Source organism: Bradyrhizobium sp. 149, assembly GCF_023073915.1.
Lineage (GTDB): Bacteria > Pseudomonadota > Alphaproteobacteria > Rhizobiales > Xanthobacteraceae > Bradyrhizobium.
In genome coordinates this window covers 48,190-68,732 of the sequence record NZ_JADPKK010000019.1, presented here as the reverse complement: position 1 = coordinate 68,732, position 20,543 = coordinate 48,190, and the positions used below count along the sequence as shown (strand labels likewise).

The 20,543-nt window shown below is 64.5% G+C and carries 24 protein-coding genes; 13 read left to right on the top strand and 11 right to left on the bottom strand.

What is annotated here, in order from left to right; genetic code table 11:
• Window positions 1-16: 16 nt before the first annotated feature.
• The 3 genes from IVA88_RS11855 to IVA88_RS11845 are packed head-to-tail and all read right to left on the bottom strand — an operon-like array spanning window position 17 to window position 3,386.
• A complete protein-coding gene (locus tag IVA88_RS11855) occupies window positions 17-1,240 on the bottom strand; it encodes an ABC transporter permease (protein WP_247497468.1) in 1,224 nt (407 codons plus the stop codon).
• Window positions 1,237-1,962: an ABC transporter ATP-binding protein gene (locus IVA88_RS11850; RefSeq protein ID WP_247497467.1), complete on the bottom strand. Its 726-nt coding sequence runs from the start codon at window positions 1,960-1,962 to the stop codon at window positions 1,237-1,239. Before IVA88_RS11850 ends, IVA88_RS11855 begins: the two co-directional genes overlap by 4 nt.
• The gene (locus tag IVA88_RS11845) at window positions 1,959-3,386 is read right to left on the bottom strand and encodes an efflux RND transporter periplasmic adaptor subunit (protein WP_247497466.1); all 1,428 of its coding nucleotides are present in this window, start codon (window positions 3,384-3,386) and stop codon (window positions 1,959-1,961) included. The genes IVA88_RS11850 and IVA88_RS11845 overlap by 4 nt, the downstream gene beginning before the upstream one ends.
• Window positions 3,387-3,987: 601 nt before the next feature.
• Between IVA88_RS11845 and IVA88_RS11840 the strand changes: the two genes are divergently transcribed.
• The 6 genes from IVA88_RS11840 (at window position 3,988) to IVA88_RS11815 (ending at window position 6,932) form a co-directional block, all read left to right on the top strand.
• Complete coding sequence (locus IVA88_RS11840; RefSeq protein WP_247497465.1) at window positions 3,988-4,641, top strand: response regulator; 654 nt, start codon at window positions 3,988-3,990, stop codon at window positions 4,639-4,641.
• A gap of 167 nt (window positions 4,642-4,808) precedes the next feature.
• Window positions 4,809-5,207 (top strand): curlin subunit CsgB, encoded by a 399-nt coding sequence (locus IVA88_RS11835; protein WP_247497464.1) that lies wholly within the window; start codon window positions 4,809-4,811, stop codon window positions 5,205-5,207.
• A gap of 118 nt (window positions 5,208-5,325) precedes the next feature.
• A complete protein-coding gene (locus tag IVA88_RS11830; RefSeq protein ID WP_247497463.1) occupies window positions 5,326-5,718 on the top strand; it encodes a curlin in 393 nt (130 codons plus the stop codon).
• Window positions 5,719-5,750: 32 nt separating this feature from the next.
• Window positions 5,751-6,128 carry a curlin gene (locus IVA88_RS11825; protein WP_247497462.1) on the top strand — a complete coding sequence of 126 codons (378 nt, stop codon included), beginning with the start codon at window positions 5,751-5,753 and terminating at the stop codon, window positions 6,126-6,128.
• A gap of 73 nt (window positions 6,129-6,201) precedes the next feature.
• Complete coding sequence (locus IVA88_RS11820) at window positions 6,202-6,624, top strand: curlin (RefSeq protein WP_247497461.1); 423 nt, start codon at window positions 6,202-6,204, stop codon at window positions 6,622-6,624.
• Window positions 6,625-6,644: 20 nt separating this feature from the next.
• Window positions 6,645-6,932: a hypothetical protein gene (locus tag IVA88_RS11815; protein WP_247497460.1), complete on the top strand. Its 288-nt coding sequence runs from the start codon at window positions 6,645-6,647 to the stop codon at window positions 6,930-6,932.
• A gap of 53 nt (window positions 6,933-6,985) precedes the next feature.
• Here the strand turns inward: IVA88_RS11815 and IVA88_RS11810 are convergent, their stop codons facing one another.
• Window positions 6,986-7,267, bottom strand: a complete 282-nt coding sequence (locus IVA88_RS11810; RefSeq protein WP_247497459.1) for a hypothetical protein — start codon at window positions 7,265-7,267, stop codon at window positions 6,986-6,988.
• A gap of 283 nt (window positions 7,268-7,550) precedes the next feature.
• On the opposite strand from IVA88_RS11810, the gene IVA88_RS11805 reads away from it, so the two are divergent.
• On the top strand, window positions 7,551-8,009 hold the full coding sequence (locus tag IVA88_RS11805; protein WP_247497458.1) for a hypothetical protein: 459 nt from the start codon (window positions 7,551-7,553) through the stop codon (window positions 8,007-8,009).
• An 18-nt stretch (window positions 8,010-8,027) separates the two neighbouring features.
• On the opposite strand, the gene IVA88_RS11800 is transcribed toward IVA88_RS11805, so the two are convergent.
• On the bottom strand, window positions 8,028-8,870 hold the full coding sequence (locus IVA88_RS11800) for a GNAT family N-acetyltransferase (protein ID WP_247497457.1): 843 nt from the start codon (window positions 8,868-8,870) through the stop codon (window positions 8,028-8,030).
• Between the two features lie 109 nt (window positions 8,871-8,979).
• Here IVA88_RS11800 and IVA88_RS11795 point away from each other — a divergent pair, with 109 nt between their 5' ends.
• Together IVA88_RS11795 and IVA88_RS11790 are read left to right on the top strand one after the other, a co-directional pair.
• A complete protein-coding gene (locus IVA88_RS11795; protein WP_247497456.1) occupies window positions 8,980-9,684 on the top strand; it encodes an SDR family oxidoreductase in 705 nt (234 codons plus the stop codon).
• Between the two features lie 271 nt (window positions 9,685-9,955).
• Window positions 9,956-10,789 (top strand): outer membrane protein, encoded by an 834-nt coding sequence (locus IVA88_RS11790; protein WP_247497455.1) that lies wholly within the window; start codon window positions 9,956-9,958, stop codon window positions 10,787-10,789.
• Between the two features lie 71 nt (window positions 10,790-10,860).
• Here IVA88_RS11790 and IVA88_RS11785 read toward each other — a convergent pair whose 3' ends face one another.
• Window positions 10,861-11,916: a serine hydrolase gene (locus IVA88_RS11785; protein ID WP_247498004.1), complete on the bottom strand. Its 1,056-nt coding sequence runs from the start codon at window positions 11,914-11,916 to the stop codon at window positions 10,861-10,863.
• A 296-nt stretch (window positions 11,917-12,212) separates the two neighbouring features.
• Here IVA88_RS11785 and IVA88_RS11780 point away from each other — a divergent pair, with 296 nt between their 5' ends.
• Window positions 12,213-12,629: a metalloregulator ArsR/SmtB family transcription factor gene (locus IVA88_RS11780; RefSeq protein WP_247497454.1), complete on the top strand. Its 417-nt coding sequence runs from the start codon at window positions 12,213-12,215 to the stop codon at window positions 12,627-12,629.
• A 2-nt stretch (window positions 12,630-12,631) separates the two neighbouring features.
• Complete coding sequence (locus IVA88_RS11775) at window positions 12,632-13,123, top strand: SRPBCC family protein (protein WP_247497453.1); 492 nt, start codon at window positions 12,632-12,634, stop codon at window positions 13,121-13,123.
• 126 nt (window positions 13,124-13,249) lie between these two features.
• Here IVA88_RS11775 and IVA88_RS11770 read toward each other — a convergent pair whose 3' ends face one another.
• The 3 genes from IVA88_RS11770 to IVA88_RS11760 are packed head-to-tail and all read right to left on the bottom strand — an operon-like array spanning window position 13,250 to window position 16,381.
• On the bottom strand, window positions 13,250-14,470 hold the full coding sequence (locus tag IVA88_RS11770) for an ABC transporter substrate-binding protein (protein ID WP_247497452.1): 1,221 nt from the start codon (window positions 14,468-14,470) through the stop codon (window positions 13,250-13,252).
• Between the two features lie 21 nt (window positions 14,471-14,491).
• Window positions 14,492-15,466, bottom strand: a complete 975-nt coding sequence (locus tag IVA88_RS11765; RefSeq protein ID WP_247497451.1) for a tripartite tricarboxylate transporter substrate binding protein — start codon at window positions 15,464-15,466, stop codon at window positions 14,492-14,494.
• A 36-nt stretch (window positions 15,467-15,502) separates the two neighbouring features.
• The gene (locus IVA88_RS11760; protein WP_247497450.1) at window positions 15,503-16,381 is read right to left on the bottom strand and encodes an IclR family transcriptional regulator; all 879 of its coding nucleotides are present in this window, start codon (window positions 16,379-16,381) and stop codon (window positions 15,503-15,505) included.
• A gap of 201 nt (window positions 16,382-16,582) precedes the next feature.
• On the opposite strand from IVA88_RS11760, the gene IVA88_RS11755 reads away from it, so the two are divergent.
• Window positions 16,583-17,425 (top strand): hypothetical protein, encoded by an 843-nt coding sequence (locus IVA88_RS11755; protein ID WP_247497449.1) that lies wholly within the window; start codon window positions 16,583-16,585, stop codon window positions 17,423-17,425.
• Window positions 17,426-17,429: 4 nt separating this feature from the next.
• On the opposite strand, the gene IVA88_RS11750 is transcribed toward IVA88_RS11755, so the two are convergent.
• Together IVA88_RS11750 and IVA88_RS11745 are read right to left on the bottom strand one after the other, a co-directional pair.
• Window positions 17,430-18,092, bottom strand: a complete 663-nt coding sequence (locus IVA88_RS11750; protein ID WP_247497448.1) for a response regulator transcription factor — start codon at window positions 18,090-18,092, stop codon at window positions 17,430-17,432.
• The gene (locus tag IVA88_RS11745) at window positions 18,089-19,474 is read right to left on the bottom strand and encodes a HAMP domain-containing sensor histidine kinase (RefSeq protein ID WP_247497447.1); all 1,386 of its coding nucleotides are present in this window, start codon (window positions 19,472-19,474) and stop codon (window positions 18,089-18,091) included. Before IVA88_RS11745 ends, IVA88_RS11750 begins: the two co-directional genes overlap by 4 nt.
• Before the next feature lie 191 nt (window positions 19,475-19,665).
• On the opposite strand from IVA88_RS11745, the gene IVA88_RS11740 reads away from it, so the two are divergent.
• On the top strand, window positions 19,666-20,541 hold the full coding sequence (locus tag IVA88_RS11740; RefSeq protein WP_247497446.1) for a DUF3280 domain-containing protein: 876 nt from the start codon (window positions 19,666-19,668) through the stop codon (window positions 20,539-20,541).
• The last annotated feature ends 2 nt before the right edge of the window (window positions 20,542-20,543 follow it).

The window sequence follows — 20,543 nt, the reverse complement described above, 5'->3', positions numbered from 1 at the left end:
CACCCCAGCAATGTTCTCACTCCGTCTTGAGTGCCTCGATCGGGCTGAGTTTGGATGCCTTGTGGGCAGGATAAAAACCGAAAATCAGGCCGGTCGCGATCGAGAAGGCGAGGGCAAGGCCGATCGCTTGGCCATCAATCGAGGTGATCCATCCTGCCATGCGGGCCACCGTCATCGAGAGCGTGACTCCGGCACCGACGCCGATCGCGCCGCCGAGCAGGCAGAGCACGAGTGCCTCGCAGAGGAACTGAAGACGGATGTCCCCCATCCGCCCGCCAAGCGCGCGGCGGATTCCGATCTCCCGCGTGCGTTCGGTGACCGACACGATCATGACATTCATGATGCTGATGCCGCCAACGAGCAGCGAGACCGAGGCGATGGCGACGAGCAGAAGCGCAACGGTGCGGATCGCTCCCTGCTGCGCTTCCATGGCGGCGGCCGGATCCTGGACCTTGAAGTCGTCCTCCTGGCCAACGGGGATACGGTGGCGCTGCCGCAGCAGGTTTTCGATTTCCGTTCGCGCCCCCGCCATCTGTCCGTCCGCAGCCACCTTGGCGATGATGTAGGCCACCGAATCCCGGTTGATGTTGCTTGCGCTGCCGAGGAAGCGCAACTTGGCCGTGGTGAGCGGCACGAAGGCGACGTCGTCCTGCGCCGGTCCCTTGCGATCGAGAACGCCGACCACTTCGAGCGGCACCTTCATGATCCTGATCTGCGCGCCGATCGGGTCGTCGCCGGGGGCGAACAGCTCGTGTGCCACCGTGCTTCCGAGGATCACGACCTTGCCGGCTCCTGCTTCCTCGGTGCCTGAAAAATAGCGCCCAGTCGCAAGCTGCCAGTCGCGAACCATGAAGTGCCCAGTCGTCGTTCCGTTGATGGTCGTGTTCCAGTTCTTGCTCTCGTGAATGACCTGCGCGGTTCCTGCAATCGAGCCGGCCGCTGCCTGGATCTCGGGAATCTGTTCGAGGATCGCCTGCACGTCGCTCTCGGTCATCGTCAGCTTGCTGCCATCCTTGAGACGCACGCCGCCCTGGTACACCGCGCCGGGGTTGATCATCAGCACGTTGGCGCCGATCGAGCGGATCTGCTCCTGAAGGCGAAGCTGCGCGCCGGACCCGATTGCAAACACGGTTACGATGGAGGCGACGCCGATCACGATGCCGAGCATGGTGAGGATGCTGCGCAAGGGATTGAGACGCAAGGCGTGCAAAGCGATCTGAAAGCCCTGGAGCATCGTCATGGCGCGCCGCTCCGTGTCGGCAGGATCGGAGCCAGCGTTTCGTCAGCGACGAGCTCGCCGTCATGCAGGCGGATCGTACGTCGGCACCGGGTCGCGATGCCGGGATCATGCGTGATCATCACGATGGTCTGGCCGGTCCGGTTGAGCGCGGCGAACAGGGCCAGGATCTCGGCGCCGGTACGGCTGTCGAGCGCGCCTGTCGGCTCGTCGGCGAGCACGATCAGCGGGGAGGCGATCAGTGCGCGCGCGATCGCGACGCGCTGCTGCTCACCGCCCGAGAGCTGCCGTGGGAAGTGGTGGGCCCGGTGCACCATGCCGACCGCCTCCAGGCTCTGCTCGGCGCGGGCCAGACGTTCCTTGCGCCCGATCCCGCAATAGACCAGGGGCAGCGCGACGTTCTCAATCGCATTATGGCGAGCGAGCAGATTGTAGGACTGGAATACGAAGCCGATGCTGCGGGCGCGCAGGGACGACCGGCGATCTTCCGAGAGATCGGCGACGTCGGCTCCCTGGAGATAGAGCGCGCCCTCACTCGGCAGGTCGAGCAGCCCGATCATGTTCATCAGCGTCGACTTTCCTGAGCCGGACGGTCCCATCACCGCGACGATCTCGCCTTGCTCGATCTCGAAGCTGACATTGCGCACCGCAGCCACCGCTACTCCGTCGGTGCGATAGGTCCTGGAGACCGACTGCAGGCTGATGAGGGGCGGGAGGGCCGTCATGATCCGAACCTGATTCCGAGAAACTCCATGCCGGCCGGCCGGATTGCCTGACCAACGGCAACCTGACTGCCCTCGACGAGGTCTCCGCTCCTGAGCGCGACCTGTTCGGTGCCGGCTGCGCCGACGGTCACGGCAATGCGCCGGAGTGAGCCGCTTGCGGTGCGCGCCCACACCCCGCTGCGTGCAGCGGCATCCGGCTGCGTGCCGGAGGGCTGGAAGCGCAACGCGGCAAGCGGCACTTTCAGCACGTCGTCCTGCCGCTCGATCACGATCTTCACCAGGGCGGTCATGCCGGGCAGCAACGCGCCGTCGAGATTGGAGGTCGCCAGGACGACGGTGTAGGTCACGACGTGCTGCTGGTTCTGCGGTGCCTTGCGCACCTGCCGCACCACCGCCTCGAAGCGGCGGTCCGGGTAGGCATCCACCGTGAAATGGGCGCGCTGGTCGGGGGCGATGCGCCCGATATCGGCTTCGTCGACCTGCGCGTGGATTTCCATGTCCTCCAGTCGGTGCGCGACCACGAAGGTGGTGCGCGATTCCAGTCCGACCGCGAGCGTCTGGCCCTCGTTGACGAACCTGCCGACGACAACGCCGTCGATCGGCGAGCGGATCACGGTGCGGTCGAGATCGGCCTGGGCCGCAGCGAGAACGGCCGCCTTCTCCGGCACGGCCATTCGGGCCTGCTGCAGCTCCGCTTCGATCCGGCGGACGTCGGCCTGCGCCCCGTCCACCGCATAGGAGTTGAGGGACATCAGGACCTCGGCTTCGCGCTCCTGGGCCAGACGGGCGGTGAACTCCGTCTGCGCGTCATCGACCGCCGTCGTGGCCACCACGTTCTGCGACTGGAGTGCCAGCTTCCGCTGCAGGGTCTTCTGCGCCGAGCTCTTCACCGCCTGAGCGCTGTCGAGCTTGGCGGCGAGCACGTCCCGGCTGCCCCTCGCGTTTTGCAGATCGATCCGGGTGCGATCGAGCTTGGCCCGCGCGATGTCGACCAGGGAATTGGCAACGGCCAGAGAGGCCCTGGCTTCGTCGACCTTGGCCGCAAAGCTGCGCGGATCGATCAGGGCGAGCGGCTGGTCCTTGGTGACAGTGTCGTTGAAATCGACATAGACCCGGGCGAGCTGCCCGGACAGCTGGGAACCCACCTCGATCGTCTTGACCGGCTGCAAGGCGCCGGTGACGGTGATGGTCTGCTCGACGCTGCCGCGCTGGATCGAGGCGTAACGGAACATCGGCGCATCGGAGCCGAAGGTCGGAGCTTCCAGTCCGGAAGGCGTGAGGAACTTCCTCGTCGATTGATAGGCGCGAGCGGCGCCGTCCGCGGCGTGTCCGCCAGCGCTGGTGAAGATGCCCGGCCCCGCGCTGTAAATCGCGGCGAGGCCACATGCAGTCCCGAATAAGGCAATGACAGGTGCAAATCGCATATCAAAAGCCCGCCTTCCTGAAATGACTTTGCTGGCGGAAAGGTCGCTAATCGCGCTATGGTTGTATTTCATCCGAGACGACAATGGCGTCTCGGCAGTATGTCGTCGTTCCCAGTGCGACGGACGGGCGCGCTCCACGATCCAAAAGTAAAAGGCGCAGCCGAGAGCTTTCACAACTTGCACGGATCGCATACTGGGCGTATTCAAAACGGAGCGCGCGGTATCGAAACTCGATAGCTGACTGAACGTCCCGGCAGGTTTGCAGGCGATTGGCGTTCGATTGGCGTATGGGTGGCGACGCCATGACGCAGAGGGCGATATCTCGGCGGCAGCGCTGGACTGCCGCAACCCCCAAAACCCCCAAATGGCATCGCGCCGTGACGCCGCCTATCGCCGCGTCGAACTCTTTCAATCACGAAGTCCGATATGTGAACGCCTTCACTCGTCGCCACGGAGTGTTGGCCCTAAGACGTGAGATCTGCGGACCGATGGGATTCGCTCGGTCATCGCGCATGCCTTCCAAGCACCTTGTTGTCGCGTGCAAGAACGATGGATGGCTCGTTGCTGGATCATCGAGCGCCAAGTCCGGGAGCTTGTTGGAATGAATTTAAATCAAGCCACAGTTTATGTCGTTGATGATGAAATTCAGATACGAAACGCGATCGGAAGTCTCTGCGAGGAAACCGGGCACCAGGTGAGATTGTTTGCCTCGACCGACGACTTCCTCACGGAGACGCTCACGAGCGGACCGTCCTGCCTTGTTCTCGACATCCGCTTTCCCGGAACATCGCCGACCGGGCTCGAGCTTCAGCGCAAGCTGGCGGAAACCGGCGTGCCGATACCGATCGTCTTCATCAGCGGACACTTGGACGTGCGTGTCTCGGTCGAGGCCATGAAGCGCGGCGCAGTCGAGTTTCTTCCAAAGCCCTTCCGCGAGCAGGAGATCCTCGATGCGATCAGGCACGGTATCGAGCGCGATCGCCGGCGGCTGGAGCGTGAGGACGGCGTGCGCGAGGCGCGGCAGCGCATCGAGACACTGACGGCGCGGGAGCGCGAGATCATGCTGCTGATGGCCGAAGGGCTTGTGGCCAAGCAGATTGCGGCAAAGCTTGGCGTCAGCGAGGTGACAGTGAAGGTCCATCGCGCCCGGATGATGCGAAAGCTGGGGCTGCGTTCGCCGATCGAGGTGGCGCGATTGATCGACAGCGTCGGACTACAGGCGGAGCATTTCGACGTCAGACATGCGCAGTCCTAGACGAGCCGGCGGCGATATTATCGCGCGACGTCTAGTCCGTATCGACTAGCATGAACTGCAGTCTATCGAACCAGGCAAGATCGGTTCAGAGTTATCCCTACGATGTCGGCCTCCTCCAAGACGGCATCCGAATCCAGTCAAACATCTTTGCTAGAAAGGGATACTCCATGCGCAAATTGTTTTTTGCTTCCGTTGCCGTGCTCGCCCTGTCCTCCGCCGCGCAGGCCGCCAACACCTCGACCACGGTACAAGTGGGCCTCGTGAACGGTTCCAGCGTCTCGCAGCAGGGCCTCACCAATGACACCTCGTCGACCAGCCAGCTCGGCCTCGTGAACAGTGCGACCACGATGCAGGGGACCAGCGCCGCCTCGCTCAACAACGGCAGCACTGTGAACCAGATCGGCGTGCAGAACTCGGCGACCACCGGCCAGGTGGCATTCGGCAACAACGGCAGCGCGATCACCCAGAACTCGTTCGGGCCCGCCGCGCTCCAGAACAACGCCGCCGCCGTCGGTCAGCTCGGATTCGGCATCAACACGAGCACCGTTTCGCAGACGGCGCACTAAGCCAGCCCCGTTTGGCCGGACGCGTCAACTGCGGCGCGTCCGCGCCATTCCTGAAAGCACCGCCTCGGGCGGGACGACTCGGTGAGAGATTGTCCGCCGACTTCGCGGAGGAAATGTCATGCAGAGCAAATATCTCGTTGCCACAATCGTCACGTTCAGCTTGCTGAGTATTGTCGATGCCCGGGCCGGCAACTCGGCCAGCGTGCTGCAGTTCGGCACGACCAACAGCTCCTTCATCTCGCAGAGCGGGTCCACCAGCAACAGCGCCACCACGATGCAGTTCGGTGCGACCAATACTGCGACCACCTTGCAGACGGGCTCGCTTCTCACCGTCAACACATCGGTGATCGGGCAGGGCGGCACGACCGCGACGGCGTCCAACACCGCGTTACTCGGCCAGGCCGGCGGCTCCAATTCGAGCCTGATCGGCCAGATCGGCGCGAACAACGCGGCCGGAGTTGGACAGCTCGGAATCCTGAACGGCTCGACGATTCTTCAGCAGACTCCGTGATGGCAAATCCATTTTCAGTTGCGAGGCATGTCATGAGACATTTTTCAGGCGCCGCTGGTGGCGCATTTCTCACCTTGTGTTGCATGGGCGGCGGATCTGCCGGTGCGCAGACCGCCGACATCAAGACCATCGTGTCGCTCGGCGGCCCGCCGGTCGTGCTCAACCAGAACAGCCAGCTCAACATGGCCGGCGTGTTCATGATCGGCGGCAGCACCAGCGCGACCGTCACTCAAAACGGCACGAACAACGCGACCGGAATCCTGCAATTCGGCGGAACGGCGTCGGCATCGGTCGGGCAGGCGGGCGTGAGCAATTTCGCGTTTGTCGGCCAGGCCGGCCAGTCCACCAGCAGTTTCCTGTCCCAATTCGGTGCGTTCAACTCGGCGACGGTCGTCCAGAATAGCCATTGAGCCGGGCGCGACCCCGCCGTCGTCGGAAATGTAATGGGGCAAGGCGATGAAATACAGTAGACTGCTCCTGGCAGTGGCGGCGTTGCTCGCCGCCGTCAGCGTCGCGTCCGAGGCATCCGCCGGATCGGTCCAGCGCGGCGTGACGAACCGGAACGTGAGCATCGAAACGGTCGTGCAGTTCGGCAACAATGTTCAGCCGGTCACGATCGAGGAGAACAGCCGCATCAATATCGCGCGTGTTATCCAGATCGGTGGCACGGGAACGGTCGATGCGACGATCATCCAGAACGGCACGCGAAATTATGTCGATGTGGTCCAGGTGGGTGGCACGACCAATGTGGCGATCGGTCAGTCGGGCGTGAGCAACATTGCCGATATCACTCAGGCCGGCAATTCCACGAACGCCCTCCTGCTCCAGATCGGAGATATGAACACGGGAGCGGTGCGGCAATTCGGGCGCTTCAACTGGCTGTCGATATTTCAGTTCGGCCGGTGATCGAGTAGGTGAGGTGCAACATGAGGTTCATCGTACTCGCAGCAGGAATGAGCATCATGGCAATAACAAGCGGGCCGGCCGGAGCCGGCGAGCCAGGCGACGGCCATACCACTGTCGTTCAGGACGAGAACGGCACGTCGGTCATTACCCAGAGTGGCGATCCGGCGCAGGTCGAGGTCAAGATCGAGAAGGAGCCCGGGCGCACCACGGTCTATCGTCGCAGCGGTGGCAACACCGCCATCGTGACGCAGGGCACCGGAAATGCGCAGGACATGCTGGACTGGCTGCGCAAGCAGCAGGGCCGCTGACACACGAAGGCCCATCGTCCGTCATGGACGATGGGCCACATCGTGAGCGGGCGTTACCAGCGATAGACGCCGGTCAGGGTGCCGTTGTTGTTGCCTTCGGGGCCGACATCGCCCTGCGTCGAGCTCGGCGCCGGATGGCGCGTGCCGTTGAGCGCCCCGTACGGTCCGGCGACATCGGGATAGTACGCGCGTGGCTGCACCGGCTCGTAGGCGGGGGCGGTGCGGTCCCATCCCACGCGCGGTCCGTTCCAATCATAGCCTTGGGCCGAGGCAGCCGCCGTGCCCGCGACGAGTGAAGCCGTGATCAGGCACAGGAGTTTTGACTTGTTCTGCATTCGAGATGCTCCTTGCTTGGTGTCGGGGGCCAACGACCGCAGTGCGGGAGCGTTCCGGGCCTAATCGGCTGAAGCGATCAACTCCGATCAACTGGTTTTGAAGTCCGTCGTCCGCGGAACAAGCGCGACATTGGCGGGGAATCGGGCGTCTTGCCGCACCGTGTTCCGCGTTAATCCCGTGTCTTAACCAATAATTAATTATACGTTTGCGGGCGGGCGACAGCCCGGCCTAGCGTGCGGTGGGGAGCCGCTGTTCGCGAAGCCAAACGAGTTGGTGCGTATCATGATGTCCAGATCATATGGCAGATCACTTGGGGCCTTGCTCGCCTCGCTCAGCGCAGCTGCGCTCTTCCTTGCCTCCAGCGACAGTTTTGCCAGGCCCGGCGGCACTGCCGCGCACGCGCTGGCCGGCGCGCCTTCCGGTCCGACGGCGCGTTCATCGATTGCGCCAGGCGCCAGGTTCCGCGGCCGCAACACGCCCTGGGTCTACTGGCCGGGCGGTGGCGGGTTCTTCTATGACAACGCAGGCTACGGCCAGCCTTTCGCCGATACCTCCCAACCCGTCTCCAACGACGTGCGCTACACCTATACGTACGACGTTCCCTGGGACTGGACGCATCGTTTTCCGCCGAACGTGGTCCCGTCCGACCGGCCCTACGTGCCGAGCTGTCCGACGGAGCAGGTAACTGTGCCCGGCCGCGGCGGCGGCGAGCACACCGTCAACATCATGCGCTGCTACTGAGCGGCGCATTCCGCTCAGCTAGCCCAGCTCAAAACTGGTCACGCCGAAGACGCGGTCGATCCGCAGCGGAGGGATCGGTCCTGTGTACATTCGCGCCGTCTCGAACACCGGCTTCAGCCCGAGCGATTCCGCAAGTGCAATCGCCTCGCGATTGACGGCGGGGAGGTCGAGGAAGATTTCGCCGCCACCTGCGCTCGCGAGCAAGGCTTGCACGATCGCGTCCGCTGCCGCACGGTCGTCGGCGACGAGCGGGCCGATCTTGCGGCCGGTCCGGCACGGCCGGATCACGCCCCATGCAGCAAGCTTGCCGTCGCGCAGCAGCGCGCGACCGACATGTCCTGATGTGCCGATCCAGGCACGCAGGAAGGCGCTGCGCGGAGCCGGGAATACCGTTGCATCGTCGGCTTCAACGAGCGCGAACGGGATCGTGTCGAGCGCAACGACATCGACGGGCGGCCTCGATGGCGCGGCGACGATGCCACCATAGCGGATATTGGCGTAAGCAAGCTGGAAGCCGGACTTTTTGTAATTATCCTGCTGCGCCACGACGCCGTCGAGGCCAATCACGCGGGCGCCCGCATGCGCGATCGCCGCGTTCCAGATGCGCAGGCCGTGGCCTCTGTCGCGAAAACCGGATCGCACGATGTAGAAGCCGAGAAAGGCGAAGCGGTCGGCGTAGTTGACGCAGGAGACGGTCGCGACCGGCTCGCCGGCGATCTCGCCAACGAAGAACCCCTTCGCGTCCGGGATCGCGAAACAGGCGGCATCGGAGAGCCCTGGATTCCAGCCCTCGGCCGCGGCCCAGTCGATGGCGACGGCAATCTCTTCGGGGCGCAAATTGCGGATCTGCAAATCGCTCATCTTTCAAATCGTTTCGACGGTGGACCTTCCGGCTGGTCCGACGGTAGAAGGCCTCATGATAGGCCGGGCCTGCGGCTCGCCTCAACGATATCACAGAGGATGATCGGTCATGGCAGCAGAGAAGGTCGCACTCGTTACCGCGGGCGGCAGCGGCATGGGAGCAGGGGCCGCGCGCAGGCTCGCAGCCGACGGCTTTCGTGTCGCCATCCTGTCCTCCTCCGGCAAGGGCGAGGCGCTTGCCGCCGAGCTCGGCGGGATAGGGGTCACCGGTTCCAACAAATCGAATGACGATCTGAAGCGGCTTGTCGACGGGGCGTTGGCCAGATGGGGACGCATCGACGTGCTCGTCAACAGCGCCGGCCATGGACCCCGGGCGCCGATCACGGAGATCACCGACGAGCAGTGGCACACCGGCCTCGACACCTATCTGCTCAACGTCATCCGTCCGACCAGGCTGGTGACGCCTTTGATGCAGGCGCAGAAGGCCGGCGCCATCATCAACATCTCGACCGCCTGGGCGTTCGAGCCGAGCGCGATGTTTCCGACCTCCGCGGTGTTCCGCGCCGGTCTTGCCGCCTTCACCAAGATCTTCACCGACACCCATGCCGCCGACAACATCCGCATGAACAATGTGCTGCCGGGCTGGATCGACAGCCTGCCGCAGCTAGATGCACGCCGCGACAGCGTGCCGATGCAGCGCTACGGCAAGGTCGAGGAGATCGCCGCGACGATCTCGTTCCTGGCGTCCGACGGCGCGGCCTACATCACCGGCCAGAACATCCGCGTCGACGGCGGACTGACGCGTTCGGTCTGAGACGCGGAGACTCGAATCGGGTTTCGTGCATTTGTCGTGATGCGACACGGGCGTGCTTCGTGCGCCGCGGAGGAGGGATAAAATGTGGCCCTTGGGTTACACCTACCGCGCGTTCGCGCGCCGCACGGCTCACACTACGTCACAGTCCCTATGAACTTCGCCGCAGCCCAAGACGGCACGGGACCGGCGGCCTATGCCCGATCTGCGCCGGACGCGTTCCGCCTGCGCGCATTCGAAACGCGAGATCAATCGCGTGGGCAAGGAGACTGGAATGAAGAAGCTTTTGCTGGCGGTTACCGCGGTTGTGTTGGGCTCCGCATCCGTGCAGGCGGCCGACCTCGCGGCGCAATACACCAAGGCGCCCATGATGGCGGCGGCCTACAACTGGACTGGTTTCTATGTCGGCGGCAATGTCGGCGGTGCATGGGGCAGCTCCGATCCGAGCACATCGACCGTGTTTTCTCCGGTCGGCTATTTCGCCGCCAGCAGCGTCCCCGCCATCAACACGGTCGGCGCCCAAGGCGTCAACAGCTCCAGCGTGACCGGCGGGTTTAGCGCAGGCTACAACTGGCAGGTCAACCACGCCGTGCTCGGCCTCGAAGGCGACATCAACTATTTCGGCTTCAAGGGCAGTGCTACGGGCTCGGCGCTCTATCCCTGCTGCGCCCCGACCAGCTTCACCGTGTCTTCGCAGGTCTCGGCCGACTGGCTCGCCACGATTCGCGGCCGGATCGGCTTCCTCGCGGCTCCGACCTGGCTGCTCTACGCCACCGGTGGCGCGGCGATCGCCGAGGTGAAGGGCAATTTCAACTTCACCGATACCTTCTCGCTGGCGACGGAATCGGCTGCGATCCGCGACACGCGGGTGGGTTGGACCGCAGGCGTGGGGACCGAATATGCCGTTGGCGGCGGCTGGTCGCTCAAGGCCGAATATCTCTATGTCGATCTCGGCCGCAGCACGGTCACCAGCACCAATCTGACCGGCTTCGCCGGAACGGCGCCGTCCCCAAGCAACGTCTACACCCACTCGATCGATCTCAAATCGAACATCGTGCGCGTCGGCGTGAACTACAAGTTCGGCGGACCGGTCGTCGCCAGATACTGAACTTCCCGTTCCGATCCTGGCGTGGAAAGCCCCGGTTCAGCCGGGGCTTTCTGTTTCGCGCGGCGCGCTATTCAATGCGAAGCCACGAGGCGCGCCAGCGCCGGCAGGATCTTGTAGCGCGCGATCTCGTGGGGATATTCGCCCCGATTGGCGAGCAGGACGATCCCGATCCGCCGCGCCGGTACGAGGCCGATATAGCCCGATGCGTTGTTGAGGCCGCCCGGCTTGTCGACGACGGTGACCCCTGGAAGACGTACCGTCTCCCAGGCCATTCCCTGTCCAAACTTTTCGTCGATGCGGAAGATCTCGTGCTGTGTCATCCGCAATGCCTCACGCAAGTGAGGGTCGATCGACCGCCCGTCGACGCAGGCGGCAACAAATTTGGCCAGATCCCGCGGCGAAGAAAACATCTGGCCCGTACCGGGAAAATCAAAATAGCTCTGCTGATCGCCGATCGGGCCGATCGCCATGCCCTGATCCGAATAGCCCTGGACCGCGCGCTGCATCCAGGCCTGGTCCATGACGGCACGGCCATCCTCGCCGCGTTCGGGCACGGTGGTCGCGTTCATGCCAATCGGCTTGAGGATGCGTTGCCCGAACTGGGTTGCGATCGGAGCGCCGTAACAGCGCTCGAGCACGAGCTGAAGCAGCACGTAGCCGGCGTGGCTGTAGACGCGCTGCTTGCCGGACACTTCGCCGGCTTGCGGTCGCCAGCTGTTGAACATGTCGATGAACTGCGCGCGGGAAAAAGTTTCGCTCGGCCAGGGCGGATGGTCGGTCGGCAGCAGCATGCCTGAGGTGTGCGTGACGAGCTCGCCGACTGTGACGCGGCGGATATAGTCGCCGGTAAGCTCGGGGAGATATTTCGCCAGACGATCGTCGAGCCGCAACTCGCCGCGGAGGGTGCCGAGCGCGACCAGCGTCGCCTCGAACGGCTTGCGCAGGGAGCCGAGGTTGAACAGCGTGTCCGGCGTGACCGGCCTTTGCGTGGCGTTGTCGGCAAAGCCGTAGTTGAAGAATTCGACATGGCTGCCGGCATAGAGCGCGGCGGCAAGGCCGCCCGGCTGGTCCGACGTCACGGTCGGCGCCAGCTCGTTCGCGACGATGTCGCGCATCTGCGCGATCATGTCGGAATCCGCGGCGGCGCCGCGCGGCCAGGCAAGCGCGAGCGGAACGAGCGCAGCCCGGGCGAGCGCCCGTCGGGTGAGGTGCGATGAGGTGACAACAGACGGCACGGCTCTGACGCATGATGCGATGCTCCCCCGGGTCTCTTTAGCGGGAAGGGCCGTGTCTCCCAATTCACGATTGCGCGTGGTGGGTTCCGTTGACTGCCTCATCCGGGCCGCAAACCGAGCTGAAATTAACTTAGCCAATTGGCTAACAATAATTGACGCCGGACGACGGTGGTCCTATAGTTAGCCCCATGGCTAACCAATTATCCCGGCTCGATCAGGTTTTCGCGGCCCTTGCCGATCCCACCCGGCGGGCGATCGTGATGCGGCTCTGCGCCGGCGAGGCGTCGGTCGGCGAGCTTGCCGATCCCTTCGCGATGGCGCTGCCGAGCTTCATGAAACACATCCACGTGCTGGAGACGAGCGGGCTCGTTCTGTCGGAGAAATCCGGCCGGGTGCGCACCTGCCGTCTCAGTCCTGACGCACTCCTCAGCGCGGAGGACTGGTTCCAGCACCAGCGTGCGATCTGGGAGGCGCGGCTCGATCGCTTCGAAACCTATGTGATGAAGCTGAAGAAAGAGCGGGCGGCTGCCAAACGGTCGTCCAAGATGATCAAGAAGACAACTAACAAGACAATCAACAAGACGACCGAACGGAAAGGTTCCTGACGATGACGAATTCTGCCAATCCCGCCCTGTCGCAATGGTCGCTCGACCGCGAGATCGTGATGTCGCGCGTGATCGACGCGCCGCGCGATCTGGTGTTCGAGGCGTGGTCCGACCCGAAACATCTGCCGCAATGGTTCGGCCCCAGGGGGTTCAAGATCGAGACCTTCGAGATCGACGTGCGGGTCGGCGGGGTCTGGCGCTTTAACATGACCGGCCCGGACGGCACCGTCTACCCGAATCGCATGCGCTTCCGCCGCATCGAGCGGCCGTCGCTGATGGAGATGGACCACGGCGCCGACCAGGACGAGGATCCCGGACTGTTTCGCTTCACCATTACCTTTGCCGAGCAAAGCAACGGCAAGACCGTGCTGATGATGCGGCAGTTGGCGTCGAGCACGGCGCAGCGCGACGGCATGATCAGCTTCGGTGCCGTCGAATACGGCTACCAGACGCTGGACAAGCTCGCCGCGTATGTGGGTGGGATGAAGAGGTAGGTCGAGCAGCCACCTTCCTCCTTCATGCTGAGGAGGCCGCGGAGCGGCCGTCTCGAAGCACGAGGGCCACCGGCGTGGTCCCCATCCTTCAAGACGCGTTCCACACTCCTCAGGATGGGGGTTGCTTCATTCCTTCGCTTCGTCCGTGACGATGTCGCCGAGTTTTTGCCAGCGCTGGCCGTCGAACTGCACCATCTGGAACTGCTTGTTGACGCGATAGTCGGTCGGCGTCGTCGTCACCGAGATGCCCGGCAGCGTCAGGTCGAGTTCGATGTTGTTCAGGCTGGCCGCCTGGCGCATCACGTTCTCGCGCGTGAGATCGTCGCCGCATTGATTCAGCACCTGCACCAGCAGCTGCGCGGTGATATAGCCGTAGACGTTCAGGTTCGAATCCTTGTCGCCCTCAGGGTAGTACTTGGCCATGAAGGCGAGATATCGCTTCATGCCGGGATCGTCCTTCCATTCGGGATCGGCTGAATCCTTGACATAGCCGACGCTGACGAGGCCCCTGGCGTTGTCGAGTCCGGCGGGTTTCAGCACGGCGCTGACCGAGGAGGCGTTGATGTCTATGATGTGCAGCGGCTTCCAGCCGATCTCGGCGACCTTCTTGATCGCCTGCGCGGCCTGTTTCGGCGTCGTGGCGCTGAACAGCACGTCGGAGCCTGCATCCTTCAACCGCAGGATCTGCGAGTCGATGGTCGGCTCGCTGATCTCGTAGGATGTTTCGGCCACGATCATCTTCGCCTTGTCACCGAGACCTGCCTTGAAGCCGGCGAGGTAATCCTTGCCGAGATCGTCGTTCTGATAGAGCACGCCGATCCTGGCGTTCGGATAGTTCTTCAGAAGATATTGCGCGTAGATCCGGCCCTCGACGAGGTAGGAAGGGTTGAAGCCCATGGTCCATGGGAAGTTCTTCGGATCGGTGAAACGCGCCGCGCCCGTTGCCGCGAAGAGCTGCGGGACCTTCTTCGCGTTGAGATATTTCTGCACGGCGACATTCGGCGCCGTGCCGATGATCTGGAACGTCAGCAGCACCTCGTCGCTTTCGACCAGCCTGCGGGTCTGCTCGACCGTCTTCGGCGGGGAGTAGGCGTCGTCATACTGGATCAGCTCGACCTTGCGGCCGGACACCCCGCCCTGATCGTTGATCATCTTCATGTAGGCGGCCTGGGTCTTGCCAATCACGGCATAGGCCGAGGCCGGACCGCTGAGCGGGACGGTTTGGCCGACCTTAATGGTGGTGTCGGAGGCGCCGGGATCGTATTTCTTCTGCGCTTGTGCTGCCGAGATAGACAGCGCGAGAACGATCGCGGATGCCGCGAGGCGTTTGAGACGTACGTTTTTCATTTCCATTCCTGTTCGTGACTGTCACTCGCCCTTGAGACCGGCCTCCCTGATCAGCGCGGTCCACTTTTTTGTCTCGTTGTCGATGAACTGGCCGAATTCGGCCGCAGTGCCGGCGTGCACCTCAAGACCCTGGGCCGTCAGCTTGTCCTTCACCACGGGATCGGCGAGTGCTCGCAGAATCTCGGCCTGCAGCTTGTCGATGATTGCGCGCGGGGTCGTCATTGGCGCCATGAAGCCGTACCAGCCCGCGGCGGCCACGTTGGGAAAACCCTGCTCGCGCAGGGTCGGCGCCTGCGGGTAGAGCGCGCTGCGTTCGCTCGAGGCAACGCCGAGCACGGCGAACTTGCCGCTCTGGATGTAGGGCAGTGCGGTCGGCAGCGCTGTCAGCGTGGCGTCGACGCGACCGGCGAGCAGCTCCGTGTAGGACGCCGCATCGCCACGGAAGGGAATGTTGAGTCCCTTGACGCCGGCATCCCTGAACAGGAGCTCACCGGCGAGATGCGGCTGCGAGCCGGCGCCGGGTGAGGCGAAGGTCAGACCATCCGGCTTCGATTTGCCGTAGGCGATCAATTCGGGGAGCGTCTTGAACGGCGCGTCCGCGTTGATGATCAGGAACAACGGTGCGATCACCGCCATCGCGACCGGCTGCAGATCCTTGCGCTCATAGGTCAGCTTGCCGAACAGCGCTTCGGCGGTGGCGTAGGGAGCCGCGACATAGAGGAGGGTGTAGCCGTCACCCGGCGCATGCGCGACCGTGTCGTTGGCGATGCGCGTGCCGGCGCCCGGCTTGTTCTCGACGATGAACTGTTGGTGCAGGCTGCGGCCGAACTCTTCGGCCAGCAGCCGCAGCGAGATGTCGTTGGAGCCGCCGGGCCCGTAAGGCGAGATCAGCCGCACCACACGCGACGGCCAGGCGTCCTCAGCGCGTGCAGAGAATGGAAGCCCGGATAGCGAAAGGGCGAGGGTGCCCAAGAATGTCCGCCGTGTCACGGTCATGATGGCCTCCCGGTGGCGGAGCGCCAATTGTGTTGTTCATCTCTTGGCGCTCTTCTTGTTTTGCATTTGTGTCTCGATCGGTCCCGCCGCGCCAACGATGGCGCGGATACTGTCGGCAAGGGCGGCAATGCGCGGGCCGATCTCGCTCTCCAGCTGGCCGGGCTGGAGCCGGAACGCGGGAATGCCGCAATTGATAGAAAAAGTCTGCTTCTCCTCACGCGCATGAAACAGCGGCGCGGCGACGGCATGGATCGAGGCCATGTACTCGCCGAAGCAGGTGCAGAAGCCGCGGCTGGCGCATTGTACGAGGCCGGCGCGGTATGTCTCGCGGAAGGCCGACCACAGCTCGGTGTCCTCGCTGGCAATGCGCTCTTCGAGCAGCGCGGCATCGGCCTGCGGCAAGGTCGCCGCTGCGGCGCGGCCCATCGCCGTCATGACCACCGAGATGGGCATGCCGATGTCGGGAACGTGCGCGCCGACGTCGCCGGAGCGCGCGGTCTCGACATAGATCATGGAGGTCGCATCGAGCAGGCCGATCGAAACCGTGCCGCGCACGCTCTGCGCCAATTCCTGCATCATCGGCCGCGCGAGCTGGCGGAACTGCATGTCGGCGAGCAGTGGATGCGCCATCCGAAGTGCGCGCGCGCCGATGCGATATTTGGCGCGTTCGGGATCGTAGCGGAGGTAGCCGAGCTCGGCGAGCGTATGCGTCAGCCGCGCCACCGTCGGGCGCGGAATCCCCGTCAGCGTCGACAGCTCCATGTTGCCGAGCTGCGTCGCCCCCGCCTTGAACGCTTCGAGCACCACGAGACCCTTTGCCAGCGTCGTTGCAAAGGCGGCGTCATCGGCGCTGTCCGCCAGCACGGCGGCAGCGGACGAGGAGGCGCGGATTGGTTTGGACGCGGTTTTGGCCATGCGGCTTTAATGAACCCGGTCATGGCGATTGTCCAATAGATTCAGAAAATAGGGCTTATGTGTCCACTATGCGGACGGCCTGCAGCTGGGACGAATGTGAGCGAAGAGCAACTCCGCACACCGATTTTTGTCCTGATTGCGTGGCTTGTTGTGACAGGATTATTACGACCAGATGTCATATCGGTTACGGCGGAGCAATTCATGTTGCAGTGGTGGGCGCGGTCAAATCCCCTCGCGTGGTGGTGGGGGTCCCTGACGCTGGCCAGTGCTGTCAACATTCTCGTCTGGTTCATGCTGTACCGCGCGTTCTACCCGACGCCTGCGGGGAGTCTCGGTGGGGGCTCCGACATCGGGCTGATGTTCCTGCTCTGCGCCGGCTATGTCTTCGGCTGCGCCTTCCGCTCGTTCCTGCCGCGCGCCGACGTGCAGCGCATCTGCCTGTTCGACACCTGGCTCTCCAGCGTCTTCGTCGGCCGCACCGTCGCGACCGTGGCCGAACTGTGCTTCGCCGCGCAATGGGCGGTTACCCTGCATCAGCTCGGGACCATCACGGGCGCCGAGACGGTCGTGAACATCGCGTGGGTGATCGTGCCCATTATCATCATCGCGGAGTGCTTCTCCTGGTACGCGGTGGTGACGACCAACTTCCTCTACAACGCGATCGAGAACTCGCTGTGGGCGGTGACTTTCTTTCTCGCGGGCATCGTGCTGTGCCGGCTAATGCCGGAATTCCAGGGACCGGTGCGCTGGGCGCTGATTGCCGGCATCGTCGGCATCGCCTGCTTCCTGGCCTTCCTCGTCACCGTCGACGTGCCGATGTACCTGAGCCGCTGGCGGGCAGGGCATGAAGAGGGCAACAGATTGCTCGGCTTCCTCGAAGGCCTGCATGACGTCTCGACGCGCTGGGTCGTGACCCACGACATCGCGCACTGGAAGGGCGAGCTGACCTGGATGTTCCTGTATTTCACCGCCGCCGTGTGGTCGAGCCTCGCGCTCTGTGCGCTCTACGCGATGGAAGGTTATCTGACGCGCTATCTCGCCTGAGCGATCAGGCCTCGCCGAGATCGACGTCCGTCAATATTCCCTGGCGCAGCGCCAGCCGGACCAGCTCGATGTCGGACCCGACGCCGAGCTTGTCCTTGATCAGGGAATGCAGGTTCGCCACCGTCTTCGGGCTGACATGGAGCGTCTCGGCGATCTCCTCCGTCGTGTTCTCGGCGAGCAGCAGCCGCAGCACCTCGAACTCGCGCGGGGTGAGGACATCGGCGGCCGAACTTTCCCCGGCGAGCCGGCTCAGCGCGAGCTCATGGTCGATGTCGGGGCTGATGGCGATCTTGCCGGCGAGCACGTCCATTACGGCGCGCACCAGCGTCTCCGGCGGACTGGTCTTGGTGACGTAGCCCCTGGCGCCGGCGCGGATCGCCTGCACGGCAAAGCCGGCATTCTCGTGCATCGTGAAGACGAGGATCCTCGCGCCCTTGTCCCACTGCCTGATGCGCCTGACCGCCTCGATGCCGCCGATGCCGGGCATGCTCAGGTCCATGATGACGAGGTCGGGCGCCTCCGATTTGTAGAGACGGTAGGCCTCGGCGCCGTCGGCCGCTTCGGCGATGACGCGCAGTCCAGGCTGCTTCTGGAGCACGGAACGATAGCCCTCGCGGACGACGGAATGGTCGTCGACCAGCAGAATGGTCGCGTCGGCCGCGCTCATGCGGCATGCTCCAGCGGCTGCCGATCGGCGGCTGCGAGTGGAATGACCACGCGCAGTGCGGAGCCGCCGTTCGGCGCGGCCTCGAAGCTCAATTGGCCGCGCAAGGCTGCGACGCGCTCGCGCATCCCGAGCAGGCCCATTCCGGATTTCGCGACGGGATCGCTCGCGCGTCCGTCATCGTCGATCGCAAGCGCGATCTCGCTGGCCCCCATCGTCAATTCCAGGCTGACCCGCGTGGCGACGGCATGCTTGGCGGCGTTGGTGAGCGCCTCCTGCACGATCCGGTAGAGGCTGGCGCTGATCGTAGCCGGCAGGGTCTCGAATGCGCCGTCGAACCGGATCGAGAAGCGGGTCTCGCCGCGGCTGCGCCCGTTCCAACCCGCGACCAGGCCTTCGAGGCTGGCGACCAGCCCGAGCTCCTCGACATCGGGCGGCCGCAGCCGGAACAGCGTGCCCCGCAACGTCTCCATCATGCCGGTTGCGGTCCGCGCGATGCCGTCACATTCGCCGAGCAGGGCAGGGCAGTCCTGCGCGGCGGTCTGGCGGGCGGAGGAGGCGAGCGCGCGGATGGCGGCGAGCGACTGGCCGAACTCGTCGTGCAGCTCGCGCGCGAGATGGCGGCGCTCCTCGTCCTGGAGCGCGATCAGCTTCCGCGTCAGTTCGCTGCGCTCGGCGAGCGCGGTCTCGAGGCTTTCGGCGAGATGGTTGAAGCCGTCGCGGATCGCGGAGAGCTCGGCAAGATCGAACGGCGGCAGCCGGGTGGTGAGGTCGTTGGCGGCGATCCGCTCGAGGCCGGTGCGGATCAAGCGGGTGGGGCGTAGCGCCCGTGCCAGCGCGGCGTAGACCAGCGCGCACAGCAGCGGCAGCGCGATCGCCAGCGCGAGCATCAGGCGGCCGGCCTCGTGCCAGGCGTCCGCTGTCTGCACGGCCGGATCGACCGAGACCACGGTGTCGCCGAGCTTCGTACCGCGCACGATCACTGGCCGTGCCGCTTCGCGGCCGGGGTCGAACAGGCCGCGATAGAAGGCCGCGAAGGCTTGCGGCGGCGGGCTCGCCGGAGCAGGCGCGCCGCTGCAGAAGCGCTGGAGGATGTCGCCGCTCGTGCCGCGGAACGCCAGACACAGACCGGGCGTCATCACATAAGCCGAAACGGGGTCGAGATTGGGAAAGTCCGAGCGCGGGCTGGCGACCCACTGGATTTTGCCCTGTTGCAGCTCCAGCGTCTTCGCCACGATGACGGCGATATCGTCGAGGCGCGCATGCGCCGCGCGGTCGGCCGTAATCAGGAAATAGGCGGAGATCGCGGCGAAGCAGGCGGCAGATATCGCGGCCACGCGCAACGTCAGACGGACTTTGAGATCGAACCTCGGGCGGTTCCACATCGGCGGGCACCTGGTGCGAACGGGTTTGTCGCGCCCGCATTAAACGGCAGAACACATCCGGCGCAAAGCCGCCAGGCCCGACTGCGGTGCAGCGTCGTGAAATTTTCCCGGTCATCGGCGGGACTTGCGCCGCTGCATGGCCAGATTCCGCCGTCCAGATTGCGGGCCGCTGCGTCACACGAGGCCCGCTCATGCACCTGCGCCGGTTGATCCTCTCTGCTTGCCTCTTGTTCGTCCTCCCGGCGTCTCATGCGCCGGCCGCCACCGAGACGGCCATCGGCGTCGCCATGGACGACTTCAGTTATACCGATACGTCGGCTGAGCCGGCCAACCAGAGCGCCGCCCACGAGCGACGGCTGTCGGCCTTCATGGCCGCGCTCCGGCAAGACATCGGCGGCGACGGGCGCTACCGGCTCGTTCCGTCGGCCCAGCACGGCGCGGCGTTCAAGGTCATCGGCGGCATCCAGAAGACGAGCACGCTGGTCCAATGGGCCAAGGTCGCCGTGATCGACGTCGGTACCAAAAAGATCGTGATGGACAAGCTCTACACCTTCCGCGGCGACAATGATGAATCGTGGCAGCGTGCCGAGATCTTCTTGTCCCGCGAGGTCATGGTCGCACTCGGCACACCCGCGCCGATTGCGCTGACGGTGTTCGAATTCGAGCTCGAGGACAACACCGCGGCACCGGCCGCCGGCCTCGCCGCCGCAGATGCATCCTATCTGGCCGAAGTGACCGGCAGCGTCCGCGACGCCCTCGGCCAATCCGGCCGCTACCGGATCGTCGATGTCGGCAGTGCAAACGAGGAGGCGGTGAAGGCGCGCGCTTTACGCGACTGCGGCGGCTGCGAGGCGCCAATTGCGCACGGGCTCGGTGCAGATCAGACGCTCATCGGCGTGGTGCGGCGGGTCAGCCGCACCGAATACACGCTCGGCTTCCAGGTGCGCGATGCCAGGACCGGCGCGGTGCTGGCACGCGGCGACAGCGGCCTGCGCCTGGGCGCGGACTATTCGTGGAAACGGGGCGCCGTGCGGCTGGTCAGCGACCGGCTGATCGAGAACCAATAGCA